This window comes from Nonomuraea sp. 10N515B, from assembly GCF_052245915.1.
Taxonomy (GTDB): Bacteria; Actinomycetota; Actinomycetes; order Streptosporangiales; family Streptosporangiaceae; genus Nonomuraea.
Genome location: NZ_JBQQBQ010000030.1, coordinates 1 through 22600, shown reverse-complemented (window position 1 = coordinate 22600; position 22600 = coordinate 1). Strand labels below are relative to the sequence as shown.

Genomic DNA, 22600 nt, shown 5'->3' with positions numbered 1-22600 from the left:
TCCGATGCCGAAGATACCGGAGACGGGCAAGATCGAACCCATGGTGACAACGGACACCCGCTCACGCGGCCGCATGATCGTGACCGGGGTAGGTCTCGCGGTCTTCGTCTTGGCGTACGGATGGTTTCTGGTCACGGGTACCACGGAGATCAGGTCCTCAGCCGACCCCGGCGCGCCCGGCGAGAGCTTATGGGCGGCCCTGTTGCCGGCCCTGGCGGTGATGGCGCTCACCCGCCTGATCCCGTCCGCGACCGCGCCGTCCCCACCCCTGACCGGTCTGCCTCGGCCTCGGCTCCGGCGTGAGACATGGCTGCTGGTCGCGGCGGCGGTCGTGTTCGCGCTGCTCGTCGCCGGGCGGGCGCGCGGCGACTGGTACCCGCTGCTCAAGGTCCTGCTGCTGCTCGCCTTCCCGCTCGTGATGTTCCGCCTGTCGCGCGGCGGCGGCCTTCGGGCGCGTGCGATCCCGCGGCCGGTCGTCTGGCTGGCTCCGCTGCCCGCCGTGGCAGCGTGGTTCGTGCTCACCGAGATCGGGCCGTTCGACCCGCCGGTGACCCAGGCCCTGCCTGATGCGGTGACCCTCGCCATCACCTCCCTGGTTACCCTGCTGACGGCGAGCGTCCTCGAGGAGATCTTCTACCGCGGCTGGCTCCAGACCCGGCTGGAAGTCCTCTACGGCCGGTGGCCGGCGATAACCTTCGCGGCGTTGTTGTTCGCCGTCATGCACGCCGGCCGGGTCGACCTCACCGATCCCGTTCCCGGGCTCGCCTCGATCGTCGCCGTCCAAGGCGTGTTCGGCCTCATGACCGGCTACCTCTGGGCCCGCTACCGCAACATCTGGATTCCCATCCTGATTCATGTGGTGACCAACCTGGTCTATGTGGACCTGCTGCTCGACGGTATCTGAGGGGGTTGTTTGATTCGAGTAGATTGCGGCTTATGCCATAGGTCACGTGCTGCGCATGTGTACCAGGTTCGCCAGCGGGGCAGGGCTATTCCCAACGACGGCGCGCTTGCGGCGAAAGGTGGCGATCGACGTGGCCTCGGGGTTCCGGTTGGAATGGCCGATCACGGAGGACCTCATCACGTTGCGAGCGGCTGTGCGGGCGTTCGGCACTGGTGCCGGTCTGGCCGACCGGCGGCTGACGGATCTGGTGATCGCGGCGAGTGAGGCCGCCGCCAAGGTGCTGGAACACGGCGGACATGGCTTTTTGATCGCCTGGAGTGACCCGGGCGGGGTGAGCTTGGAGATCGTGGACGCGACCGGCGTGTTGACCATGGCGTATCTGACCGTCGATCCCGATCCGGATCCGCTCGCCGGCCGGGGAGTGGCGTTCTGGCTGATGCGCCAGTTGTGTGACGAGATCAGTCTCGACGGCAGCGACGGCATTACCCGTTTGCACCTGCGTTTTCACTATCGAGTCCGGCGAAACGGTGATCGTCGCTTGCCGGTGTGAGGGCGAGGCAGGCAACGTTTTTCGTTCGCAGGAGCACCGGGGCTCGCTGTCATATCGGTAGCTGCGGTTGCGGCGTTGTGTGGTGTCAGCGGGATGGGCGGGCAGAACTCGGCCTCGACCGCCATGGTGAGGCCGGCGACAAAGAGGGCATAGGAAACTCCCGCTGATCGAAAGGGGTGTCAAGGGAGGGTCAGGCGTCGGGGCGGAAGGCGGCTTCGAGGATCTCGATGAACAGGTCCATGGGCGGCATGCCCCAGTCGCCGTTGACGTTCTGGGTGACGACGCGCTTGCCGTCGCGCGTGCCGTACAGGTATGACCAGGTTCCGGTGATCATGCCGCCGTGACCGTACACGGTGGTGCCGCAGGGCAGCGTGACCGAGGAGATGCCCAGGCCGTAGCTGTAGCCGTCCAGCCATTTGCCGTCGGGAACCGGGGTCATGGTGAACATCTCGGTCTGCTGGACGGGCGGGAGGAGCCAACCCTTCAGGAGCGCGCCCAGGAAGGTGCCCAGGTCGGCGGCGGTGGAGACGATCTCGCCGACCCCGAAGGCGTACGACGGGCTCAGTTCGGTGACGTCGTGGGCCGGCGCGTCGGCCTCAGGCAGCATGAGCTTGGAGTAGCTGCTGGTGTGCGGGCCGCGGAAGCCGGACTCGCCGCCGGGAGCGTAGGTGCCGGTCAGCTTGAGCGGGCGGGCGATGCGGTAGGCGACGGCGTCGGCGTACGACATGCCGGCCGCTTTTTCGACGATCATGGCGGCGAGGACGAAGTTGGTGTTGGAGTAGCCCCAGTCCTGGCCCGGCTGGAAGTCGGCCGGGTGGGAGACGGCGATCTTCACCAGGTCCTCGGGGGTCAGCTTGTCGAAGCGGTGCTCCAGCAGCTTGGGCGTCCAGTAGCGCTCGAGCATGCCCTCATCCAGGGTGTAGGCGAAGATGCCGCTGGTGTGGTTGAGCAGCTGCCGGATGGTGATCTTGCTACCGTCGTGGCCGTTGCCCTGAACGAGGCCGGGCAGCCACTTCTCCACGGTGTCGTCCAGGCTCAGCCGGTATTCGGCGGCCAGTTGCAGGACCAGGGTGGCGGTGAAGGTCTTCGTGATGCTGCCGACGCGGAACTGCTCCTGCGGCGTGCGCGGGCGGCCGGTGGCGGTGTCGGCCACGCCCGCTGAACCGAACCACTGCTGTGCGCCATTGCGGATCTCAGTGATCATGCCGGGGTAGCCCTGCTCGGTCACGGCGGCGTCCAGCAGGCGCTCAATCTCGGCCTGGCCGGGGACGATCCGGTTCGCGGGGGTGGTGGCCTGGCTGTTCATGGGGTCTCCTTCGGGCTTCTGGGGGCTGATCGGGGCCCCCGTTCCGTCGTCGATCTTCGCGACTAACGAAAAACTACGTTGCATACGTGGGATCGTCAATCACGAATACGCGAAGCAACAGAGAATTAGCAGCTCAACTGCCAGTATTCGTTGCATGATGGTTGCCGATTAATGCAATACGGGTCATCGCGAGTTGCATGCCGTCGCCCGTCGGATGCACACTGTGCGTCAACCGAGATCCCCTCGGCCGCGCGCGGGCGGTCGAGCGAGCAGGAGGCGGACGCCGTGCCCGGAGACAGGCTCACCCAGCAGGACCGCCGTCAGATCGCCGACGGGCTGGCCGGCGGTCTCACCTACGCCGAGATCGCCCGCCGCCTCAAACGGCCCACCTCGACCGTCACGCGCGAGGTGATGCGCAACGGCGGCCCCGGCGCCTACCGCCCCGACCAAGCCCAGCGCGCCGCCGACCGGCGCGTCCACCGCCGCAGGACCACCACCCCCGCGGCCGCACGCGGCGATGCCAACGCAGGCGAGCGCGACCTGCAAACCGTGCGCGAGGTGGCCGACCAGCTCACCGACCTGCTGGTGCAGGGAGGGATCCCGCAGATGATGGCCAAAGTACTGGGGGCCTTGTACACCATCGACAGCGGCAGCCTCACCTCCGCCGAACTCGTCCAGCGCCTGCAGGTCAGCCCCGCCTCGATCTCCAAAGCCGTCGGCTACCTCGAAGCACAGGAGCTCATCCGCCGCGAACGCGACTCCCGCAGCCGGGCCGAGCGGTACGTCATCGACGACGACGTCTGGTACCAGGCCATGTTGGCCAGTGCCCGCGCCAATGCTCTGCTCGCCGACACCGCCCGGCAAAGCGCCCGCACCCTCGGCCCGACCACCCCCGCCGGCGTCCGGCTGGAGAACATGAGCCAGTTCCTCACCAGCGTGGGCGAGGACCTGGTCCGCTCGGCCGAGCACTGGCGCCAGGTCTACGCCACCCCAAAGACGAGCGAGCACGGGTAAGCCCGGCGCGTGAGGCGCCGGGGCAGAGCTCCTTCGAGCCGGATGGGTCAAAGTCAGTCAGGAGAGCACGATTCATCGACGGGAATCGACGTACTGGTCGGCGTACTCCGCCGACGGTGCGATGGGGGTGATGACGTCGATCAGGACCCCGTTGGGATCGGCCACGATGAAGTGCCGCTGCCCGAAGTCCTCGCTGCGGAGTTCGAGTTCGGCGGTCAGTCCCGCGCCGACGACGAGCCGCTCCCATTCGGCGTCCACATCCTCCACCTCGAAGTTCAGCAGCAGCCCGCGCACAGGGAGGCGATACGCCTCGGGCAGCGTCGCGTGGGCGTGGTCGAGCAGCGCGAGCTCATAGGGCGGTGTCCCGGGACGCCGCAAGCTGACGTACCAGTCGGCTTCGAACGTCGTCTCGAACCCCAGCAGCCCGGTGTAGAAGTCGCGGGACTCCTCAAGCCGGGTGGTGCAGATCACCGGATAGAAGCTGGTCAGTTCCACATGAACCCCTTTCGCGTACCATCGGTACGCCAATATGTATTTGACGTACCATCGGTATGTCAAGGGAGGGAAGCATGGAGACACGCGGTGTCAGAGCACAGCAGCGGGAGCAGACCAGGCAGGCCCTCCTGCGGGAGAGCAGGCGCCTGTTCGCAGCCCGCGGGTATGGCGCGGTGAGCCTGTCAGAGATCGTCGCCGAGGCCGGGGTGACCAAGGGCGCGCTCTACCATCTCTTCGACAGCAAGGCCGCGTTGTTCCGTGCCGTCCTGGAGCAGGTGCAGCAAGAGGTGGCCCAGACGGTGGCGCAGACCGCCGACGTCCACGACGACCTCTGGGCACGTCTGACCGCCGGCTGCCAGGCGTTCCTGTCCGCCAGTACCGCCCCCGGCATTCAGCGGATCATGCTCATCGACGGCCCCGCCGTACTCGGCTGGAACGAATGGCGCGCGATGGACGAGGCCGCCTCGGCCCGCCACCTGGCCGACGTGCTCACCGTCCTGATCGAACAGGGGACGATCGCGCCTCAGCCGGTCGCACCACTGACCCACCTGCTGTCGGGCGCGATGAACGAGGCAGCGCTGTGGCTCGCCGAGTCGGATGACCCCGCCGATTTGCCGGCCACGCAGGCCGCCCTGGCTCAGCTCTTGGACGCACTACGCATCAGATGAGGCGGCCGGCACTGCGGTCGTGTACGTCCGCTCAGGACGGTCCGCGGATTTTGGAAGGGAGGGCCGGACGGTGACCCGCGCGACGGGTTCAGGTGGCCGGGCGTTCGGGGGTGGGGCGAGTCATCCGTGTTCGGCGTGCTGCCCGTGGTCGGTGACCTGGGCGTCGAACCAGGCGTGCAGCGCCTTGATGAGAGCCGGGTCGGAGGTGGTGTAGGTGATCTGGGCCCCGGCGGGAGCCTCCGCGTAGCGAATGCCGATCCGGTCATGGCCCGCCTCGAGCTCCTGCAGGCCGGGCATCCCGCCGCCGTGGATGGACGCGGGGTCGCCATAGTCGCCCTTGCTGAAGCCCACGGCCTCCTCGGTCAGGTGCTCGCGGATGAGGGTGATCTGCTGGGCGTCGGCGGGGTCGTCTGCGGTGACGGTCTGCAGACCGCCGGTGGCCGATTTGCTGAAGCGGTGCGTGGTGCGCTCCAGGTCGAACGGCATCACCTGCCGGCTCTTGGCCGCGACCTCCGCCTGGCGGGCGGCCAGCGCCTGAGCCTCGTTCCGACCGTTCTGGCCGCCCAGCGCGTACCCGGCCGACGCGGCGGCGATCGCCGCCAGGCCGGCCAGCAGCAGCGGGATGCGTCGCTTCTTAAGGATCATCTATGGCCTCCGTGAGGATTTCCAGGGCATGCAGGACGCCGGCGCGTTCGTTCTCCGGCACACGGTCCAAGATCGAGGAAAAGCGCGCCGCTCTGGCCTTGGCCAGTTGCTCGGCGGCGTTCCTTCCGGCGGGGGTGAGCTGGACCAGCACACCGCGCCCGTCGTCCGGGGCCGGGATGCGCTCGGCCCAGCCCCGGTTGATGAGCTGGGTGACCAGGCGGCTGGTGGTGCTCTTCTCCAGGCGCAGCCGGTGCGTCAGCTCGCTCTGCCGCAGCGCGCCGTCCCTGGCCAGCTCGCCCAGCGCGTGCGCCTCCGACACCGGGATGGGCCGCCCGCAGGGGGTCTGGTCGGGCTGATGCAGGCCGAAGGCGCGGACGAACCGGCCCACGGCTTCCTGAAGTTCACGCTCTTCCGCCATGGTTCGACCGTACAACCATCTCGTTGTACGGTGCAACTAGATGGTGGCGATCACCCTCGCCGTCAAGGAAGGGATGGTTTGGCGGCGCAGCTCTGCTTCGTCTTCGAAGCCGACCCGCCTCGCGAGGGGAATCAGGGGCTCGGGGTACCGGTCGGGGTCCTCGGAACTCTGGTCATCGCCTCCATCCGCGAAGGCGGAGGCAGCCGAAACGGCGCCGCATCACCATGTGCTGAGGTGGCAGAGGAGGGCCGTGTCCTGTGGGACCGCATCGGAGAGGCGACGGTCGCAGCCGCCCGCATCCAGCCGGGCGAACGCGTGCAGGACGTCTGCTGCGGCGGGCGCTTCGGCCATACCGGCCGCCAAGAGACCGGGCCGCGCGGGTACGTGGACGCCGCGGAGGGCCACCTGTATGACACCATGCCGCGAGCTGAGCGAGAACGGCACGCAGGGCGCTCTCGTCCAGGTCGCACCGCGCGGCAAGCTCAGCGACGGCGTCGGGCACACGGGGCACTGCCGACCGTCTCGACGCGGTCCATCGCCTCGCACATCGCCGTTTAGGACCAGGTCGAGTGCGCGCCCCGCAACTTTCAGTGGTCGTCCCAATGTCCTTCGTGCGAGGCGTGACGGTGTCCGTCGTGAACGTAGTCGACGTGATCGCCGTGCGGCACGGCCACGTGCCCGCACTCGGGCCCGTGCTGGTGGTCATGCGCATCGTGCGCGACGTGCGACTTCGGCTCACACTCGTCCACATGATCCTCATGGACGCGGTGCAGGCAACCGTCGTGGACATAGTCGACATGCTGGCCATGCGGGACGGCCACATGGCCGCAGCCGAGTCCGTGCTCGTGAGTGTGCTCGACGTGCCGGCGGTGTTCGGCAGTCACTGACATGTCCAAACTCCCCTATCGGTTCGTCACCGAAGATCCCTCATAGGGTTTTCTGCCTCTCTTTTAGGCTACGCCGGAAGCATGGTATGGGACAGGTTCGTACTCGATCGCGGCACAGTGACGACCTGCGCGACCTCGCCGGCACGCCAGCCGGGTCATGCCATCGGACCACGTGAACCGGAGCCCGGACTCCGACTCTGAGTGCGCTTTCCCACTGTCGGAGTTGACGCAGCATACGATGATCTCGACAATGATTTTCATTTCATGCTTTAGGAGGCCCTGTGCCCATCCCTGTCGCCCTGATCGCGGGTCTGCACCGCAGTGCCCGTGCCGCCGCCGTCGATCGGCTGCTGCGCCGTCATGCGGGAGCCGTCGCGATCCATCACGACCTGCGCACCATCGGCGCGGGCCGGGTCGAGCGCGTGGTCCGTGACGTCTCCGGCGTCCTGGACGTTGCCGAGGTACGCCTGGCGCACGGCTGCGTGACCTGCACTGTCCGCGAGGACCTCCTTCCCGAGTTGCTGCGCCGCGCCGGCACGGCGTCCCTGCTGATCGTCGACCTGTGGGACTCGGTCGAGCCGCGCCCGGTGGCCGAGGCCTTGGCCGCTGCGGAGACGGTCCGGCTGGTGTGCGTGCATACCGCGCTGGACGCCGAGCACATGCCCGTGGACATCTGCCGGGGTGACCGTCTGAGCGAGACTGGCCAGGCGACAGGCGGCGACCAGCGCTATCTGGCCGAGGTGCTGGCCCGGCAGGTCGAGTACGCCGCCACTCTGTCCCTGCACGGCGGCGACGACGAGGACACCGAGCTGTCGACTGCCGTGCTGGGCCATCTGGCGCCGTACACGCCGATCGTCACCAGACCGGAGATCGCCGGCGCCGCGCTGTGCGTGCACGAGCTGGCCGAGCGCGTCGACCCGGCCACCGCCCAGCTCCCCGCCGACGCCCAGACGGGCGAGATCACCACACTCGTCTGGCACCGCCTGCGCCCGCTGCACCCGAGCCGGTTGTTCGAGGCCATGGACGAGCTGGTCACCACGACGGTCCGCTCCCGCGGCCGGTTCTGGCTGGCCAACCGGCACGAGCGCATGCTGGCCTGGGATGCGGTGGCCGGGGCGGTCTCCGTGGAGGACGCCGGGCCATGGCTGGCGGCGCTGCCCGAGGCGGCCTGGGATCTGGTCGCCCCGGCCCGGCGTGCCGCCGCCGCTTTGGACTGGAACCCGATCGTCGGCGACCGCGTCCAGCATCTCGTCTTCACCGGCCCCGACCTGGACCGCGACCGCATTATCTCGCTGCTCGACTCGTGCCTGATCGACCACGACGATGCCCTGCCCGGCGCCGCGGAGTGGGCCGGGCACGATGACCCGTTCGCCCCGATGCTGGATCTGAAGGAGAGTGCGTGAAACCCCGCCGTACACCCAGGAAGAAGACCAACCCGCTGATCGGGATCGGCTACATCGACTACAAGGACACCGGCCTGCTGCGGAAGTTCATCTCCGACCGCGGCAAGATCCGCAGCCGCCGGGTGACCGGCGTGACCGTGCAGCAGCAGCGGCAGATCGCCCGCGCCATCAAGAACGCCCGGGAGATGGCCCTGCTGCCCTATTCCTCCCGCGAGGCCAGGTGATCGCATGACGGATCAGTACGAGCGGTCCGCCGAGTTCGTGGACGCGATGCTCGCGCCCCACTGGACGGCCCTGGGTCCGGCGCTCTCCGAGGCGCTTCGCGGAGCCCCTGGGAAGGTCGTGGATGTCGGAGCAGGAGGCGGGCACGGCACGACCGAGGTCACCGAGCACGGACTGCAGGCAGCGTCCACCGGCCCCGCCGACCGCGGACTATGGCTCATCACCAGAGCGGTCTGAACGCGGGACGGCCCGGCCGCCGCTCTTCGGCGAGGGGAGGCAAGGTGGAGAGAGCTCGGTGGAGTCCGATGCTGGCAGCCGCCGGCATCCGGGCGACCAGCCAACGGTTTCTCGTCCTCGACGTCCTGGCGGCCCACCGACTGCCCGTCTCGGCCCAGCAGGTGCACGCCGAACTGCACGACCGCGGCGAGAACATCGGCCTCACCACCGTCTACCGCGCGCTCTCCTCGATGACCGAGGCGGGGATCGTGCACGTCTTCACACACGCGGGCGAGGCCGTCTACCGGCTCTGCGGAACCGCTGGACACCACCATCTCGTCTGCCGCGTCTGCGGGCTCGTGGCTGAACGGCAAGAGGAGAACGTCGTCGACGGCTTCAGAGCCGAAGAGGTGTACGGCGTATGTGCGGCCTGCGAGGGCGGCCAGGCACGTCGCGCTGCTGGCTGAGGGGACATCGCATGACAGTACGCGACCCCGCGGCCGAGCAGCATCAGCGCCTTGAGCAGCCGCTGGTCCGCGACTGCCTGCTCGACTCGCCCCTTTGACCGCTCGACGGCAGCGGTGCCTGATCGGCAGTACCACGGACACATGGTGAGACCTCGTCGCCGCCGCCCGCAGGACGAGCGGCAAGGTGACGACGGCCACCTCGACACCGCAGGTCCGTGGGATCACCGTCGGAGTGGACAAGACAACCGTCCAATGATCTGACCGCGGCCGCGGCGGAACAACCGCCCGCGGCTACCAACGAGATGATAATCATTTCTCTACAGAAGGGACATACTTCACCAACGGGAGAACCTCTATGACACAGGCCGGCATAGGCGCCGTCTTCGACCGTGCCGCCGCCGAGTACGCCGAGGTCTCACCGGTGCTGTGGGATCGCATCGGCGAGGCGACGGTCACGGCGGCCCGGATCCAGCCGGGCGAACGCGTACTGGACGTCTGCTGCGGCGCGGGCGCCTCGGCCGTACCGGCGGCGAAAGCGACCGGGCCGCAGGGCCACGTCGACGCCATCGACCTCGCCCCAGGGCTACTGACCCACGCCCGCCGCCGCGCGGCGCTCGAAGGGCTGGAGAACGCACACTTCATCCAGGCCGACGCCACCACTTGGGAGCCTCCCGAAGGACGCCCGTATGACGTGGTGCAATGCGTCCACGGCGTCTTCTTCCTGCCCGACATGGATGCGTTGGTCTCCCGCCTGGCCAGGTTGCTCCGGCCCGGCGGACGGCTCGTCATCACCACATGGGCCTCGGGCGCGATGGAGGGGTTCGGCCGGGTGTTCGCCGCCGCGGTCGAGCACGTCCGGGGAATCCCGGCAGAATCGCCCTCCAGCAGGCAGGCGGCGTCGAGGATCGACACCGAGCCGGAACTGACCGCCTGGCTGACCGCTCGCGGCCTGACAGAGGTCACCGTGACCCGCTCACCCCTGTGCATCCCCCTGGACCCACCACTCGCCTGGCGGTTCGTGCTCGGCAGCGGCTTTCGCGGCATGCTCGCCGACCTGGAGGAATCCGCCGTCGAACGGGTGCGCACGACCCTCGGGCGCCTTCTCGACGAGCGCAAGATGAGTGAACTGGACGCCACCTCACTCATCGGAACGGGGACCCGCCACGATCCCCGTTGACCGGCACCGAGGGGTGGGCACCACCGGCGCCCACCCCGCGGACCTCATCATCGTCCGGTCAAGCCATAGGCGCGGATGATGGTCTGCTCCACGGTGTTGCCTGCCGCGTCACTCCCCTGAACGCGGAGCGAGACGAACCCGGTCCCGCCCCGGCTCGGGTGGTGGGGCCGCACGGTGTAGGAGCCGTTCGCACCGGAGACGTCGGCCGGTTTCCAGGTGGTCCCGTCGTCCATGGAGGTCCACACCTTGGCCTGCGTGATCCGTGGGCCCTGCGGGTCGGTCTGGCGCAGGGAGATCCCGAACGAGTACGGCCGGCCACGCGGGGCCCGGTTGTACAGGTCGAGGTCGAGGGCGTAGTCCACCATGACGAGCGGGAGCATGCGCTGCTCGTCCGAGGCGGGCTTCTCGGTCGTGAACGTCCACGCGGTGCTGGTCTTCGTCGACAACGCCCACGAGGCGGGGTCGCGGGCCTGTGTCATCTCCGCCCGGTAGGTGGCCCGTTCCGGCTGCGCCGGGACGTACGTCCCGTTCAGGCCGGACTCCTCGGCGATCAGTTGGCCGTTGCGGTAGAGGCGTGCCTTCACTTCGCTTTCGTCCACCCCCAAGCTGTGATCCAGATAGTTCGTGGAGTGGTCGGCGTCTCCGTCGAGCGCGGGGGCGATGGTGAAGAACAGACCGTCGCCGTCCCAGTACGCGCCGGTGCAGTTGCAGAAGGAATGGCCGCTGCCGCGGGTCGTGCCGGGGTGCAGAACGGCGCCGAAGAAGGTCTGGCTGAGCTCCTGGCCTGGCTGGTAGACGCGGTCGACCTCGTACATCGGAGAGAAGTCGATCAGGTCGCCGCCTTCGACGGCGTCGTGCTGCCAGCGGGTGTCGCCGGCGGAGACCCACTCCTCCCTGACGAAGGGCGCCGGGAACTGATCGGCGGTGTCCACGGACAACGGGAAGTCCCACGGGCGGAAGAAGAAGCGGGTGGAGGTGTAGGTGTCGTTGCCCGTGCCGGACGCGGTGTAGCGGCTGATCGTCCTGGCCGCGTTGGTGCGGTCGACGGTGAAGTCGAGGTTTTCGGGGATGCCGCCCTGCATCGGGGTGATCACGTCGTAGGAGTACGGACTGTACGTCGTGCCCCGCAGCTCCAGCCGCAGTTCCCCGGTCCTGGCGCGTTCGAGCAGGCGTTCTCCTTCCTCCTGGCTGGTATAGAAGGCCGGCAGCGCGGCGTCCTCAACTGTCTGCACCAGCCGCCCGGCGCGGTCGTCGTAGACCAGCGCGACCGCCGCCCCGGCCTTCTTGGCGCCCGCGATCTGGTCGGCGTACTCCACGCCGTCGGTGCGTTTGATCAGCGCGATGGCGGCCTTGATCTTCCTGCTGGGGAAGTCCTGGGGCCGGCCCGATCCGGCGTCCACGACCCTCAGCAGATGCCGCCCATCGAACCCGGCGTGCTCGCCCAGGCCCATGACCCACATCGGAATCGCACGGCCTGCGTCGGTGGCCCGAATCCTCGGGGCCAGCAGGTCGATCTGGGTGAAGAACTCGAAGAAACCCTCGGTGACCTGGGGCGTCGGGGTGGCGTAAACCCGCTCGGTGGAGCCGAGGGGCGCGGCCAGGCGGGTCAGCGTCCGACCACCTGCCTCACGCCGGTAACCCAGCACGGAATCCTGCACCGTGCTCTCCCGCGGCGTGGAGATCCTGATCTCCTTGGCCTGGCGGCCATCCAGCGTCACGGTGGCGTCGCCGGTGACGCCGAGCTCCGGGTTGCCCAATGCGGACACCTCGAGATCCCACTTACCTGAGGAGTCCAGTGTCGAGACCATCGCCATCAGGCTGTAGCGGCCCGGCGGGACGCGGAAGACCGGCTCGGGGTCGTCGGCCAGCCGTACCTCCCTGGAGAAGCGGGCGTCGACGCCCCACAGCGTCACCGACCCCGAGACGGCCGGCTTGCCGTCCCTGCCGAGCACGGGCACGCGCAGGTCGTACATCTCCTGCTCCTTGGCGGCGCCGATGGCGGTGCGCAACTCGGTGCCGTCGCCCGCGGTGGCCCTCACCCATCCGCCGAGGGTGCCCGGGCCACTGCCCGCCGGGGTGTAGGTGACCGTCACCTCCACCGATCCCTGCGCCGGCACCTCAAGAGACGACGCCGACAGGGCGAAGTGCCCGGTGACCTTGTCCAACGCCAGCGTGAGCGTCACGGGCTGGGCGCCGGTGTTGGTGTACGTGAGCGTCTTCTCGACGGGCTGCTGCGCCGGGTCGTACGGCCAGGGCAGGAATCCGAAGTCCACCACCCCATGTGAAACCTGCACGCTCTGCCGGTGCGCCCGCTCCGCATCGAGGCGGCCGGCGCCCTGCTCGTAGACCGAGTTCGCGGCGTTGGGCTGGGCGGTGCTCACCAGGGCGGCCTTGAGGCGCTCGCCGCTCCAGTCCGGGTGCTGCTGTTTCAGCAGCGCCGCGGCACCGGCGACATGCGGGCTGGCCATCGAGGTCCCCCTGGACCTGCGGTAGGGGTTCCACGGCAGGCTCGGGTCGCGGGGACGCGGGTTGGCCGCGTCGATGTCCACGCCCGGTGCCGTGATCTCGGGCTTGATCGCGTAGTCACCCAGGCGGGGGCCGCGGCTGGAGAAGGAGGCCAGCGCGTCGGCACCGTCGACGGCGCTCACGCTGAGCGCGGCCGAGGCGGAGGCGGGTGAGGTGACGGTCTGGCTCCTGCCGTTGTTGCCCGCCGCGATGACGAACAGCGTGCCGGAGGCCGACAGCCGGTTCACGGCCTGTGCCAAGGGGTCGGTCCCGTCGGTCGGGTCGCCGCCGAGGCTCATGTTCACGATGTCGGCGCCCTCGGCGACCGCCCACTCCATGCCGGCGATGATGTCCGACTCGGTGCCGTCTCCGTCGTGGTTGAGCACCTTGCCGATGAACAGCTCCGCTCCCGGCGCCACGCCCTTGTGCCTGTCGCCGTTCCCGGCGATCGTCGAGGCGACGTGCGTGCCGTGGGAGTGATCGTCGTAGACGTCCGGATCCTCGGTGAAGTTCTTGCTCTTCTTCACCCGTCCGGCCAGATCCGGATGAGTGTCGTCGATGCCGGTGTCCAGGACCGCGACCTGCACACCCGTCCCGTTGAAGCCGGAGGCCCAGACCTGCGGCGCCCCGATCTGCGGCACGCTCTGGTCCAGGACCGCGCTGACCTTGCCGTCCAGCCAGATCCCCGACAGGCCGCGATCCAGCTTGGCGCTGCCCTCACGCACGATCGAGTCCCAGAAATCATCGGCCTTGTTCTTGGCCACCTCCAGGGCCGCGCCGTTGACGCTGGGCAGACTCTGCTCCTTGACCGCACCCGCGGGCTCGTCCGCCGAGGCGGCCTTGACGCTCCTGCCGTACGTCACCAGGACCGGCAGGCTCGGCCGGGAGGCGTCGTCGTAGCGGGATGCGGCGAGCTCGGTGAGGTTGAACAACCCCTCGTCCAGCACCCCGGCCGCCAGGTACGGCTCGGCCTTGGCCGGAATCGCGTAGACCGCGCCGTCCTGCTCGGTGATCTGCCAGCTGTCGGTGTCATTGTCGACCACCGCGCCCTGCCGGCCGTCGGCGAAAGTCGTCAACCGCACCACGTCACCCGTGACCAGGGTGATCGTGCGCGTCGAGGGCGGTGCGGCCTGACTGCTCACGGGAGCGGCCGGGTCCTCGGCGGCCGCGGGGCTGACGAGTATTGCGGCGAGGATGGTACCTGCCAGCACTAAGTGAGCCGCTCTCGCGACTGGCTTCACGGTGTTCCTCTCCATGGATGATTGCGAAGCCGCCCAAATCCCCCACCACGGACAGCACGGATCATCCTGGACGAAACGATAACGATATTCAAATCGTCCCGCCCGCTTCAGAAGAGGCCAGTGCGACTGTTGGGCTCATTCGTTCGCAGTGCGGACCATGAGGCCGGGCCGGCAGGCGTTCGCGTGGTGGCTGTAGGAAACGATTATCGTTACTATTTCCTCAAGGTCGCTTAGTTTGATCCGGTTCTGTCGCGAAGGGTGCCGTATGTCCACTTCCACGGTCTTATCGACGCAGGGAGCGCCTTCCGTGCTGGCTCCTGCGCGTGCCACCCTGATCGGCTGCGCCGTCCTGACCGCCGTCAGCGCGCTGGCCGGCATGGCGCCGCTGGTCGCCGTCGTGGAGATCAGCCGGCGGCTGTTGCACGGAGACACGGACGTGTGGCCGATCATCGTCGTCGCGCTCGTGGCCCTGGCGGTCAAACAGCTCGGTACGTTCGGCGCGGGCGTGCTGACGCACCTGGCCGACATCCGGGTGTCGTTCGGCATCCGCCGCGACCTGCTGGCCAAGTTGCGCAGGCTTCCCCTCGGCTGGTTCACCGACCGCAACTCCGGCACCGTGAAGAAGACGGTCGAGGACGACGTCGCGGCGTTGCACCAGCTCATCGCTCATTCCGTGGTGGAGGTCACGGCCGCCGCGGTCCCGCCGCTGGTCGCGATCGCCTACCTCTTCGCCGTCGACTGGCGGATGGCGCTGATAAGCCTGCTTCCGCTGGCCGTCGGCCTGATCGTGTACCAGCGGGCGATGGCGGGGGCGAACACGAAATACCCGGAGTTCATGGAGTGGCTCACCCGGTTGAGCGGCGCCGCGGTCGAGTTCGTCAATGGGATCGGGGTCGTCAAGGCGTTCGGGACCCCGGGGGTGGCGAGCCGCCGCTTCCAGGAGGTGTCGCGCAGCTTCGCACGTTTCTTCCTGGACTGGGCCAGGGCGACGACCGCGGCGAGCGTCATCGCGGAGATCCTCCTCTCGCCGCCGAGCGTGCTCGTCGTCATGGCGGCCGCCGGAGGCGTGCTCACCGCGACGGGCGCGCTGCCAGTGGCGAGCCTCATCGCGTTCCTCGTGCTCGGTACGGTCACGACGGCGGGCTTCATGACGGTCATGATGTCGGTGCACCCGCTGGTCACGGCGCTGGGCGTGGCGCGCGGCATCCGTGAGGTGCTCTCCAGCCCGGAGTTGCCCGTCCCGGCCGAGCCCGTCGTGCCCGACGCGGACGCGCCGGGTCCGGTGGTCAGGATGCGCGGGGTCCGCTTCGTCTACGGTGACACCGTCGCGCTGGACGACATCGACCTCGACCTCGAACGCGGCACGGTCACCGCGCTGGTCGGCCCGTCCGGGTCCGGCAAGTCCACGCTGGCCAAGCTGCTGCCCCGGTTCGATGACCCCGAACGGGGCTCGGTCGAGCTGTACAGGGTCGACCTGCGCGACATCGACCCCGCCGAGCTGTACCGGCATGTGGCCTTCGTGTTCCAGGACTCAGCGCTGCTGCGCATGAGCATCCGGGACAACATCCGCCTCGCGCGCCCGGACGCCGACGATGCGACCGTCCGCGCGGCGGCCGCCAAAGCGCGGATCCTCGACCGGCTCGAGGAGCTCCCGCGCGGACTGGACTCCGTGGCCGGCGAGGACGCCGAGTTGTCCGGGGGCGAGCGGCAGCGGGTGTGCATCGCCCGGGCGATCCTCGCCGACCGGCCGGTGCTCGTGCTGGATGAGGCGACCGCGAACGCCGACCCGGAGAACGAGGCGCACATTCAGGACGCGCTGAGCGAGGTCACACGCGATCGCACCGTGCTGGTCATCGCGCACCGGTTGAGCACCATCCGGGGCGTGGACCGGATCGTCGTGCTGGACGCCGGCCGCGTGGTCGAGCAAGGCCGGCACGAGGAGCTACTCGCCCGCGACGGCCTCTACGCGCGGCTGTGGGAGCACGACCAGCGGACCCGCGAGGACGCCGTGACCGGGATGGAGACACGCTGATGATCGCCATGATCCGATACCTGTTCGAGCTCCTCGACGAGCGCGGCCGCCGGCATCTGCGCGTCATGCTCGTGGTGCAGGCGGCGCAGGGAGTCCTGCAGGGTCTCGGATTCCTGTTCGTGGCCCCGCTCATCGCCACCCTGACGAGCCCGCCGGTGGACTGGGGCCGGTTCTGGCTCTGGCTGGGGGCGATCGTCGCCGCGGTCGCCGCCCATCACGTGCTGCTGGCCTGGAGCACGTCGCTGGGCTACCTCGTCGGTACGGACGTACTCACCAGCTTCCATGAGCGGATCGGCAACCACCTCGCCACGCTGCCGATCGGCTGGTTCCGCGGCGACCGGACCGGGCCGATCGGGCGGATGCTCGGCAAGGGCACGATGGATGTGGCCAACATCCCCGCGCATCTCCTGCGTCACGTCATCGTCGGCCTGGCCGCACCGGCCACCATGATCGTCGGCAGCTTCCTGCTCGACTGGCGGATCGGCGTCGCCTTCACCGCCGGGGCGGTGCTGTGCGCGCTGGCGCTGCGGCTACTCATGGTGATCGTGCGCCGCAACGACGACGACTACGAGCACGACATCGGCGTGACCGCATCCCGCATCGTCGAGTACGCCCGCCAGCAGCCGACGCTGCGCGCCTACGGCGTGCTCGACCGGCCGGAGCTCAGCACGCTGGAGGAGTCCCTGGTCCGCCAGCACGGATCCCAGTCGCGGCTCACGATCCGCGGAGCCTGGGGAATGATCGCGTTCTTCGGCACCCTGCAACTGGTCGTCACGTCCGTCATCGCACTCACGGCCGCCCTCACGCTGCAGAGCTCCATCACGGTCCCGGTCATGATCGGCGTGCTGATCGTCACCCTCCGCATGCTCGACCCGATCTCCCAACTCGGCGAGCTCGCCGGTCACGTACAGATCAACGCCGACGCCATCGGCCGGGTGCGAGCGCTGCTCGCGCTGCCGCCGCTGCCCGAACCGGAACATCCCACCGAACCCGCGGGTGCCGACCTCGAGCTGCGCGGGGTGCGCTTCGGCTACGACGACGGCCCTGCGGTCATCGACGGGGTCGAGGTGAAGATCGCCTCCGGCAGCTTCACGGCCATTGTGGGCCCGTCGGGCTCGGGCAAGAGCACCCTGCTCAAGCTCATCGGCCGCTTCTTCGACGTGGACGAGGGCGCGATCCTCATCGGCGGCCGCGACGTCCGCGAGCTCGGCAGCGCCGGGGTCTCCCGGCTGACGGCGCAGGTGTTCCAGGACGTCTACCTGTTCGAGGGCACGATCGCCGACAACCTCCGCATGGCCGCCCCGGACGCGAGCGACGCCGACCTCGACCGGGTGGCTCGCATCGCCCGGCTCGACGAGGTCGTCGAACGCCTGCCGGACGGCTGGCACACTCGGGTCGGCGAGGCGGGATCCACCCTGTCCGGCGGGGAGAAGCAGCGGGTCTCGATCGCGCGTGCCCTGCTCAAGGACGCCCCCATCGTGCTGCCGGATGAGGCCACGGCCGCGCTGGACCCGGCAAACGAGGCGGCCGTCGCCGACGCGATCGCCGAACTCGCCCGCGACCGCACCGTCATCGTCGTCGCCCACCGCCTGTCCACCGTGGTGGCCGCGGAGCGCATTTTCGTCCTCGACCGGGGACGGATCACCGAGCACGGCGATCATGACGCCCTGCTCACCGCCGGGGGCACGTACGCGCGCTTCTGGAACGAGCGCCTCCGCGCCCGCGGCTGGCAACTCGCCTCGAAAGGAACCCCGTGACCGCCATCACCCCGGCCGAGCGCCGTCTCGACGTGCGCATGAGCCCGAAGGACCTCATCAACATCGGCGTCTTCGGCGCCCTCTACCTCGTCGTCGTGTTCGGGATCAACATGCTCGGCTTCATCAACCCGGCCGTCATGCTGGTCGCCCTCGTCGCGAGCATCGTCGCGGGAGGGATCCCGTTCATGCTGTTCCTCACCCGGGTGCGGCACGCGGGCATGGTCACGATCTTCGCGATCGTCACCGCGGGGCTCCTCATGCTCAGTGGGCACCCGCTGATCAGCTTCTTGATCAGCGTCGGCTGCGCGCTGGTCGCTGAGGCGATCATCTGGGCGGGCCGGTACCGTTCCCGCCGCTTGGGCGTGCTCGCCTACGGCGTCTACTCCGCCTGGTACGTCGGGCCGATGATGCCGATCTTCTTTGACCGTGAGGCCTACTTCTCCGGCCCCTCGATGCAGCTGATGGGCGCCGACTACGTCAGCCAGATGCAGGCCCTGCTCTCCCCTGGGGTGCTCGTCGCGTTCGACCTCTCCACGATCGTCTTCGGCCTGCTCGGCGGGCTTCTCGGCCTGCGGCTGATGCACAAGCACTTCGAGAAGGCCGGGCTGGCGTGACCGCAACCCCGGTGGCGGTCGGGGAGCGGGCCCCCGCGGCGGCCCGCTCCCGCCCGGTGCTCCGGCTGGACCCGCGGACGAAGGCGCTGCTCGTGCTCGCGACGAGCCTGGTCGTCATGGCGCCGGACGGAGCGTCGTTCATCCCCGCGGCTCTCGTCCTCGGAGTGCTGCTCGCACTCAACGAAGGCGCCTGGGCCCGCGCCGTCGCCCTGCCGGTCGGCGCCGCCGCCATCGCGGCCGTCGCCTATCTGCTGCCGGCGGCCATGCCGCATCCCGCCGTCGGCGTCGTCGCCACCATGGCCGCGTACCTGGTCCGCTTCGTCGCCATCGGCGGCATCGCCCTGCATCTGATGAGCACCACCTCGCCCACCGAGCTCACCGCCGCGCTGCGTGCCGCCCGCGTCCCCCGCGCCATCACCGTCTCCGCGGCCGTGATGCTGCGTTTCCTTCCGACGATCATCGCCGAGGCCCGCGCCGTGCACGACGCCATGCGGCTGCGCGGGATCGGCGGTTGGGGTGGCCTGCTCCGCCACCCTGTGCTGAGCATCGAGCGCTTCACGGTCCCGCTCATCGCCTCCAGCCTGCGCGTCGCCGAAGACCTCTCCGCCGCGGCCCTGCTCCGTGGGCTCGGCTCGACGTCGCGTCCCACCGCCATGCACCCGCCGCGCCTCGGCGGCGCCGACCTCGCCGCCGCGCTCGTCGCGGCGGCCCTTGCCGCGGCCACGGTGCTGTGGTGATCCGCGCCAAGGGGGTGCGCTGGACCTACTCCGGCGCGGACACCCCCACTCTCGACGGGTTCACTTTGCACGTGCCGCGCGGAGAGACGATCGTGCTGTGCGGCCCGAGCGGCTCCGGCAAGAGCACCGCGCTCCGGCTCATGAACGGCCTCATCCCCCACTTCCACGAGGGGCAGCTGGAAGGCTCCGTCCTCCTCGACGGGCAGGTCGTCGCCGACCTGTCACTCGACCGGCTCGGCCGCCGCACAGGGACCGTCCTGCAACATCCCCGCCGCCAGTTCTTCACCGACACGACCGAGACCGAACTCGCCTTCGCGCTGGAGAACTTCGGCGAACCGGCCGCACGCATCCGGGACCGTGTCGCCACCGGGATCGACGAACACGGGCTACGCGACCTCACCGACCGGCGACTGCAGGACCTCTCCGGCGGCCAGCAGCAACAGGTCGCCTGCGCCGCCGCGACCGCCCACCACCCGTCACTGCTGCTGTTCGACGAGCCCACCTCGAACCTCTCCGCCGCCGCGATCGAACGTTTCACCGCCACGCTCGCCCGGCTCCGGGCCGGTGGAGCGACCATCGTCATTGCCGAGCACCGCCTGCACTACCTGCGCGGCATCGCCGACCGGGTCGTCGTCATGCGCGACGGCCGTATCGACGCCGAATGGCCGCACGAGGAGTTCGCCGCCCTCGACGACGACACCCTCCGCGCGAAAGGACTCCGCAGCCTCAGCCCGCCCCCACGCCCAACAACCCTCCAGGTCCAGGCGTACGGGCCCAGCATCGACCGCGACGCCGTCCTCACGAGCACCACGACCGGCGTGAACCTACGCAACATCCGCTGCGCCTTCCATGGCCGCCGTGTGCTCGACATCGACGAGGCCCGTCTCCCTGCCGGAGCGATCACCGCCGTCACCGGCCCGAACGGCGCCGGCAAGAGCACGCTCGCCTGCATCCTCACCGGCCTGCAACGTCACGAAGGCGAGGTGCTCCTCGACGGGCGTCGGCTCAGCCGGGCACAACGCCAGCGGGCCAGCGCGATCGTCATGCAGGACGTGCAACGACAGCTGTTCACCGACAGCGTCGACGCCGAACTCCGGCTCGGCGTGTCCCCCGCCGATGAGCGCTCCGGCGCGCTCCTGCACGACCTCGACCTCGCCGCCTTGACGGACCGCCACCCGCTCTCCCTCTCCGGCGGCCAGCAGCAGCGCCTCGTCGTCGCCGCGGCCCGGCTCAGCGCCCGCCGGATCGTCGTGTTCGATGAGCCCAGCTCCGGCGTCGACCGCCGCCACCTCCACTCCATCACCCAGGTCATGCGCGATCTCGCCGACAACGGCGCGGTCGTCCTCCTCATCAGCCACGACGACGAACTCCTCGCACTCGCCGCCGACCAAGAACTCAGACTGCGTCCCATCGGCGCGTAAAGCACAGCCCCTGACCGCCCTGCCCGCCCCAGCTTCCGTTGGGGCAAGGCCGAACAGGACTGAAGCGGTTATCCACCTTTGTCATGCCGTCGCGCGTGCGGCGCCGGCGTGCCGGTCGGCCAGGCGGCGGCCGACGCGCTGCAAGGGCTGCTCGACCAATCGATGGGTCAGCCAACTGCTCGGCAGCAGCACGCTGAGGAAGGCGACGCTGATGCCGATCTGCAGGGGCATAGGTGCCCAGCGCATCTCTCCCGTCAGTCGCATGACGATGAGGAGGATCGGCAGGTGTACCAGGTAGAGGGAGTAGCTGATAGTGCCGAGCCAGGCGAGGAAGGCAGGAACGCGGCGGCCCCGCCAGGCCATCGCGCCGGCGAAGGTGGTGCCGGCCAGGACGATGGTCAGGCCCCACACGTCCGGCTGGACCCACCACCAGCCGGCGTTGGTCGCCCAGACAGGCGTCGACGTTACGAGTAAGGCGGCGATGGCCACCGGCCACAGCCGGCCCTCGCCATGCTCCCACCGGCGGATCGCGGTGCCGGTGAACATGATGGCGAGCATCGCCGCGGCGAACCATGGCACGCGGCTGCTCCCGATCAGCGACAATGCCATGACGCCCAGGACGCAGGCTCCGGCCGTACCCGCGCGCCCGGAGATCACACAGGTCAGGCCAATGACAAACGCGGCCAGCGACAGCCAGGCCAGCCAGGTGCCCGACAGCGGCGGCCCGGATAGCACGAGGCCTGCGATGAAAGCGATCAAGGCGAACAGAACCGGGAGCGCACCACGTCTGTCGCGCCAGCCGGTCACGAACAGCGCGACGACCAGCAGATAGAAGAGCATCTCGTACGACAGCGTCCACATGGTGTTCAGCACACCGGCCGCTCCTACCGCGTCCATCAGCATCGTGGCGTGCGCGGCCACCGAAGAAGCGTCGCGGGCCACCTCCGGACGGATCGGGATCCACCACGCCAGGGCCAGGACCAGGCCGATGACCGTGAGGTAGAGCGGGTAGAGGCGGAAAAGGCGGCCGATCCAGAAGGCCCGCACGTCGCCGTGTCGTTCCAGCGAGGTCGGGATGATGTATCCGCTGACCAGGAAGAACACCAGCACGCCGTACACGCCCAGGTTGAGCGCGGTGGGCCGCAGCCAGGGCATGGCCCAGGTCGTCAGGTGTTCGCCGACGACTGCGAGCGCGCCGATGCCGCGCAGCGCATCCAGCCACGCGAGCCTGGAAGGCGCCGCCTGCACGGTTTGGGGGGCTTGAAGGTGGGCGGTCGCCATATGCCCAACGTATCGGAGCGGTGCTCCGAAGGCGGACACATCGACCACTGGGGGCAAGTATCGACATTACGCAGCGTTCCCAGGGACAACACGACGTCCGATCGCGCCCTTGAAGGACCCGGCGGCTCAGCCCCGCGCCTGGTCAGGCATCGTAGAAGTTTGCTACCCATGAGGGATAGGTGACATGGGGCTGACCGTGGGTGACGTGGCCGGTGAGGTCGGTCTGTGGCTCTGATGGGCACAGAGCAGTGGAGCCAGCCGCTGGTCCGCTGGGAGCTTAGCGAACTGCTAGGCAGTCAGAAGGGGCAGTGCCGCGAAGCTGTGGTCCTGCCAGAGGAGCCGGGATGTTTCCTCTGGGTAGGCGGTGACGACAGCGTCGGCGTCGAAGATCTGGGTCTGGGGATCGTACGGGGGCCAGCCGGGGTCGCCCGTGGCGGCGAAGGCGGTCCAGGCCGTGCGGAAGCGGGCCGAGCGAGCGAACGGGTGGCGACCCGGTCGTCCAGGTCGCCTCCACTCTGCCCGGCTCAGTTGCCGCAGCAGTCATGTCACCTCACCTCGTGCCGCCCGCGGCGAACTGCTCCACCGCGGTGACATTGGTCTTGTCGATGAACGCCGGCCCGGTCAGGGTCGCCTGGCCGCC

21 protein-coding genes are annotated in these 22600 nt (G+C 69.2%); 15 read left to right on the top strand and 6 right to left on the bottom strand.

Features of this window, described 5'->3' with window-relative positions; translation table 11 throughout:
* The first annotated feature begins 4 nt into the window (after window positions 1–4).
* The gene (locus ACTWQA_RS34925; RefSeq protein ID WP_443163247.1) at window positions 5–904 is read left to right on the top strand and encodes a lysostaphin resistance A-like protein; all 900 of its coding nucleotides are present in this window, start codon (window positions 5–7) and stop codon (window positions 902–904) included.
* A gap of 118 nt (window positions 905–1022) precedes the next feature.
* Complete coding sequence (locus tag ACTWQA_RS34920; RefSeq protein WP_443163246.1) at window positions 1023–1454, top strand: ATP-binding protein; 432 nt, start codon at window positions 1023–1025, stop codon at window positions 1452–1454.
* A 190-nt stretch (window positions 1455–1644) separates the two neighbouring features.
* Here the strand turns inward: ACTWQA_RS34920 and ACTWQA_RS34915 are convergent, their stop codons facing one another.
* Complete coding sequence (locus ACTWQA_RS34915; RefSeq protein WP_443163245.1) at window positions 1645–2760, bottom strand: serine hydrolase domain-containing protein; 1116 nt, start codon at window positions 2758–2760, stop codon at window positions 1645–1647.
* A gap of 285 nt (window positions 2761–3045) precedes the next feature.
* Here ACTWQA_RS34915 and ACTWQA_RS34910 point away from each other — a divergent pair, with 285 nt between their 5' ends.
* A complete protein-coding gene (locus ACTWQA_RS34910) occupies window positions 3046–3774 on the top strand; it encodes a helix-turn-helix domain-containing protein (RefSeq protein WP_443163244.1) in 729 nt (242 codons plus the stop codon).
* Window positions 3775–3846: 72 nt separating this feature from the next.
* Here the strand turns inward: ACTWQA_RS34910 and ACTWQA_RS34905 are convergent, their stop codons facing one another.
* Window positions 3847–4269, bottom strand: coding sequence for a VOC family protein (locus ACTWQA_RS34905; protein ID WP_443163243.1), 423 nt, complete (start codon window positions 4267–4269; stop codon window positions 3847–3849).
* A 74-nt stretch (window positions 4270–4343) separates the two neighbouring features.
* On the opposite strand from ACTWQA_RS34905, the gene ACTWQA_RS34900 reads away from it, so the two are divergent.
* Window positions 4344–4937 carry a TetR/AcrR family transcriptional regulator gene (locus ACTWQA_RS34900; RefSeq protein WP_443163242.1) on the top strand — a complete coding sequence of 198 codons (594 nt, stop codon included), beginning with the start codon at window positions 4344–4346 and terminating at the stop codon, window positions 4935–4937.
* A 120-nt stretch (window positions 4938–5057) separates the two neighbouring features.
* Here ACTWQA_RS34900 and ACTWQA_RS34895 read toward each other — a convergent pair whose 3' ends face one another.
* Together ACTWQA_RS34895 and ACTWQA_RS34890 are read right to left on the bottom strand one after the other, a co-directional pair.
* Complete coding sequence (locus ACTWQA_RS34895; RefSeq protein ID WP_443163241.1) at window positions 5058–5582, bottom strand: hypothetical protein; 525 nt, start codon at window positions 5580–5582, stop codon at window positions 5058–5060.
* Entirely contained in the window at window positions 5572–6000 is a 429-nt protein-coding gene (locus ACTWQA_RS34890) for a MarR family winged helix-turn-helix transcriptional regulator (protein ID WP_443163240.1), read from the bottom strand. Before ACTWQA_RS34890 ends, ACTWQA_RS34895 begins: the two co-directional genes overlap by 11 nt.
* Window positions 6001–6635: 635 nt before the next feature.
* Here ACTWQA_RS34890 and ACTWQA_RS34885 point away from each other — a divergent pair.
* The 6 genes from ACTWQA_RS34885 to ACTWQA_RS34860 all read left to right on the top strand — a co-directional run bounded on the left by ACTWQA_RS34885 (window position 6636) and on the right by ACTWQA_RS34860 (window position 10372).
* On the top strand, window positions 6636–6887 hold the full coding sequence (locus ACTWQA_RS34885) for a hypothetical protein (protein ID WP_443163239.1): 252 nt from the start codon (window positions 6636–6638) through the stop codon (window positions 6885–6887).
* A gap of 281 nt (window positions 6888–7168) precedes the next feature.
* Window positions 7169–8290 carry a CobW family GTP-binding protein gene (locus tag ACTWQA_RS34880; protein WP_443163238.1) on the top strand — a complete coding sequence of 374 codons (1122 nt, stop codon included), beginning with the start codon at window positions 7169–7171 and terminating at the stop codon, window positions 8288–8290.
* Window positions 8287–8514, top strand: coding sequence for a 30S ribosomal protein S18 (gene rpsR, locus ACTWQA_RS34875; RefSeq protein ID WP_443163237.1), 228 nt, complete (start codon window positions 8287–8289; stop codon window positions 8512–8514). The genes ACTWQA_RS34880 and rpsR overlap by 4 nt, the downstream gene beginning before the upstream one ends.
* A gap of 4 nt (window positions 8515–8518) precedes the next feature.
* Window positions 8519–8749, top strand: a complete 231-nt coding sequence (locus ACTWQA_RS34870; protein WP_443163236.1) for a hypothetical protein — start codon at window positions 8519–8521, stop codon at window positions 8747–8749.
* Window positions 8750–8817: 68 nt separating this feature from the next.
* On the top strand, window positions 8818–9195 hold the full coding sequence (locus tag ACTWQA_RS34865; protein ID WP_443163235.1) for a Fur family transcriptional regulator: 378 nt from the start codon (window positions 8818–8820) through the stop codon (window positions 9193–9195).
* Window positions 9196–9550: 355 nt separating this feature from the next.
* On the top strand, window positions 9551–10372 hold the full coding sequence (locus ACTWQA_RS34860; protein WP_443163234.1) for a class I SAM-dependent methyltransferase: 822 nt from the start codon (window positions 9551–9553) through the stop codon (window positions 10370–10372).
* Between the two features lie 47 nt (window positions 10373–10419).
* Here ACTWQA_RS34860 and ACTWQA_RS34855 read toward each other — a convergent pair whose 3' ends face one another.
* On the bottom strand, window positions 10420–14088 hold the full coding sequence (locus ACTWQA_RS34855) for a S8 family peptidase (RefSeq protein ID WP_443163233.1): 3669 nt from the start codon (window positions 14086–14088) through the stop codon (window positions 10420–10422).
* Between the two features lie 337 nt (window positions 14089–14425).
* On the opposite strand from ACTWQA_RS34855, the gene ACTWQA_RS34850 reads away from it, so the two are divergent.
* The 5 genes from ACTWQA_RS34850 to ACTWQA_RS34830 are packed head-to-tail and all read left to right on the top strand — an operon-like array spanning window position 14426 to window position 20679.
* Window positions 14426–16150, top strand: a complete 1725-nt coding sequence (locus ACTWQA_RS34850) for an ABC transporter ATP-binding protein (protein WP_443163232.1) — start codon at window positions 14426–14428, stop codon at window positions 16148–16150.
* Window positions 16150–17907 (top strand): ABC transporter ATP-binding protein, encoded by a 1758-nt coding sequence (locus ACTWQA_RS34845; protein WP_443163231.1) that lies wholly within the window; start codon window positions 16150–16152, stop codon window positions 17905–17907. Before ACTWQA_RS34850 ends, ACTWQA_RS34845 begins: the two co-directional genes overlap by 1 nt.
* Entirely contained in the window at window positions 17904–18521 is a 618-nt protein-coding gene (locus ACTWQA_RS34840) for an MptD family putative ECF transporter S component (protein ID WP_443163230.1), read from the top strand. The genes ACTWQA_RS34845 and ACTWQA_RS34840 overlap by 4 nt, the downstream gene beginning before the upstream one ends.
* Window positions 18518–19258: an energy-coupling factor transporter transmembrane component T gene (locus tag ACTWQA_RS34835; RefSeq protein ID WP_443163229.1), complete on the top strand. Its 741-nt coding sequence runs from the start codon at window positions 18518–18520 to the stop codon at window positions 19256–19258. The genes ACTWQA_RS34840 and ACTWQA_RS34835 overlap by 4 nt, the downstream gene beginning before the upstream one ends.
* A complete protein-coding gene (locus ACTWQA_RS34830; protein ID WP_443163228.1) occupies window positions 19255–20679 on the top strand; it encodes an ABC transporter ATP-binding protein in 1425 nt (474 codons plus the stop codon). The genes ACTWQA_RS34835 and ACTWQA_RS34830 overlap by 4 nt, the downstream gene beginning before the upstream one ends.
* 81 nt (window positions 20680–20760) lie before the next feature.
* On the opposite strand, the gene ACTWQA_RS34825 is transcribed toward ACTWQA_RS34830, so the two are convergent.
* The gene (locus tag ACTWQA_RS34825; protein WP_443163227.1) at window positions 20761–21960 is read right to left on the bottom strand and encodes an acyltransferase family protein; all 1200 of its coding nucleotides are present in this window, start codon (window positions 21958–21960) and stop codon (window positions 20761–20763) included.
* Window positions 21961–22600 lie beyond the last annotated feature (640 nt).

Coding starts and splice junctions, on each gene's coding strand:
- ACTWQA_RS34825 (WP_443163227.1), bottom strand. CDS start 21,960: ATGGCGACCGCCCACCTTCAAGCCCCCCAAACCGTGCAGGCGGCGCCT.
- ACTWQA_RS34890 (WP_443163240.1), bottom strand. CDS start 6,000: ATGGCGGAAGAGCGTGAACTTCAGGAAGCCGTGGGCCGGTTCGTCCGC.
- ACTWQA_RS34900 (WP_443163242.1), top strand. CDS start 4,344: ATGGAGACACGCGGTGTCAGAGCACAGCAGCGGGAGCAGACCAGGCAG.
- ACTWQA_RS34925 (WP_443163247.1), top strand. CDS start 5: ATGCCGAAGATACCGGAGACGGGCAAGATCGAACCCATGGTGACAACG.
- ACTWQA_RS34915 (WP_443163245.1), bottom strand. CDS start 2,760: ATGAACAGCCAGGCCACCACCCCCGCGAACCGGATCGTCCCCGGCCAG.
- ACTWQA_RS34865 (WP_443163235.1), top strand. CDS start 8,818: ATGCTGGCAGCCGCCGGCATCCGGGCGACCAGCCAACGGTTTCTCGTC.
- ACTWQA_RS34845 (WP_443163231.1), top strand. CDS start 16,150: ATGATCGCCATGATCCGATACCTGTTCGAGCTCCTCGACGAGCGCGGC.
- ACTWQA_RS34860 (WP_443163234.1), top strand. CDS start 9,551: ATGACACAGGCCGGCATAGGCGCCGTCTTCGACCGTGCCGCCGCCGAG.
- ACTWQA_RS34895 (WP_443163241.1), bottom strand. CDS start 5,582: ATGATCCTTAAGAAGCGACGCATCCCGCTGCTGCTGGCCGGCCTGGCG.
- ACTWQA_RS34870 (WP_443163236.1), top strand. CDS start 8,519: ATGACGGATCAGTACGAGCGGTCCGCCGAGTTCGTGGACGCGATGCTC.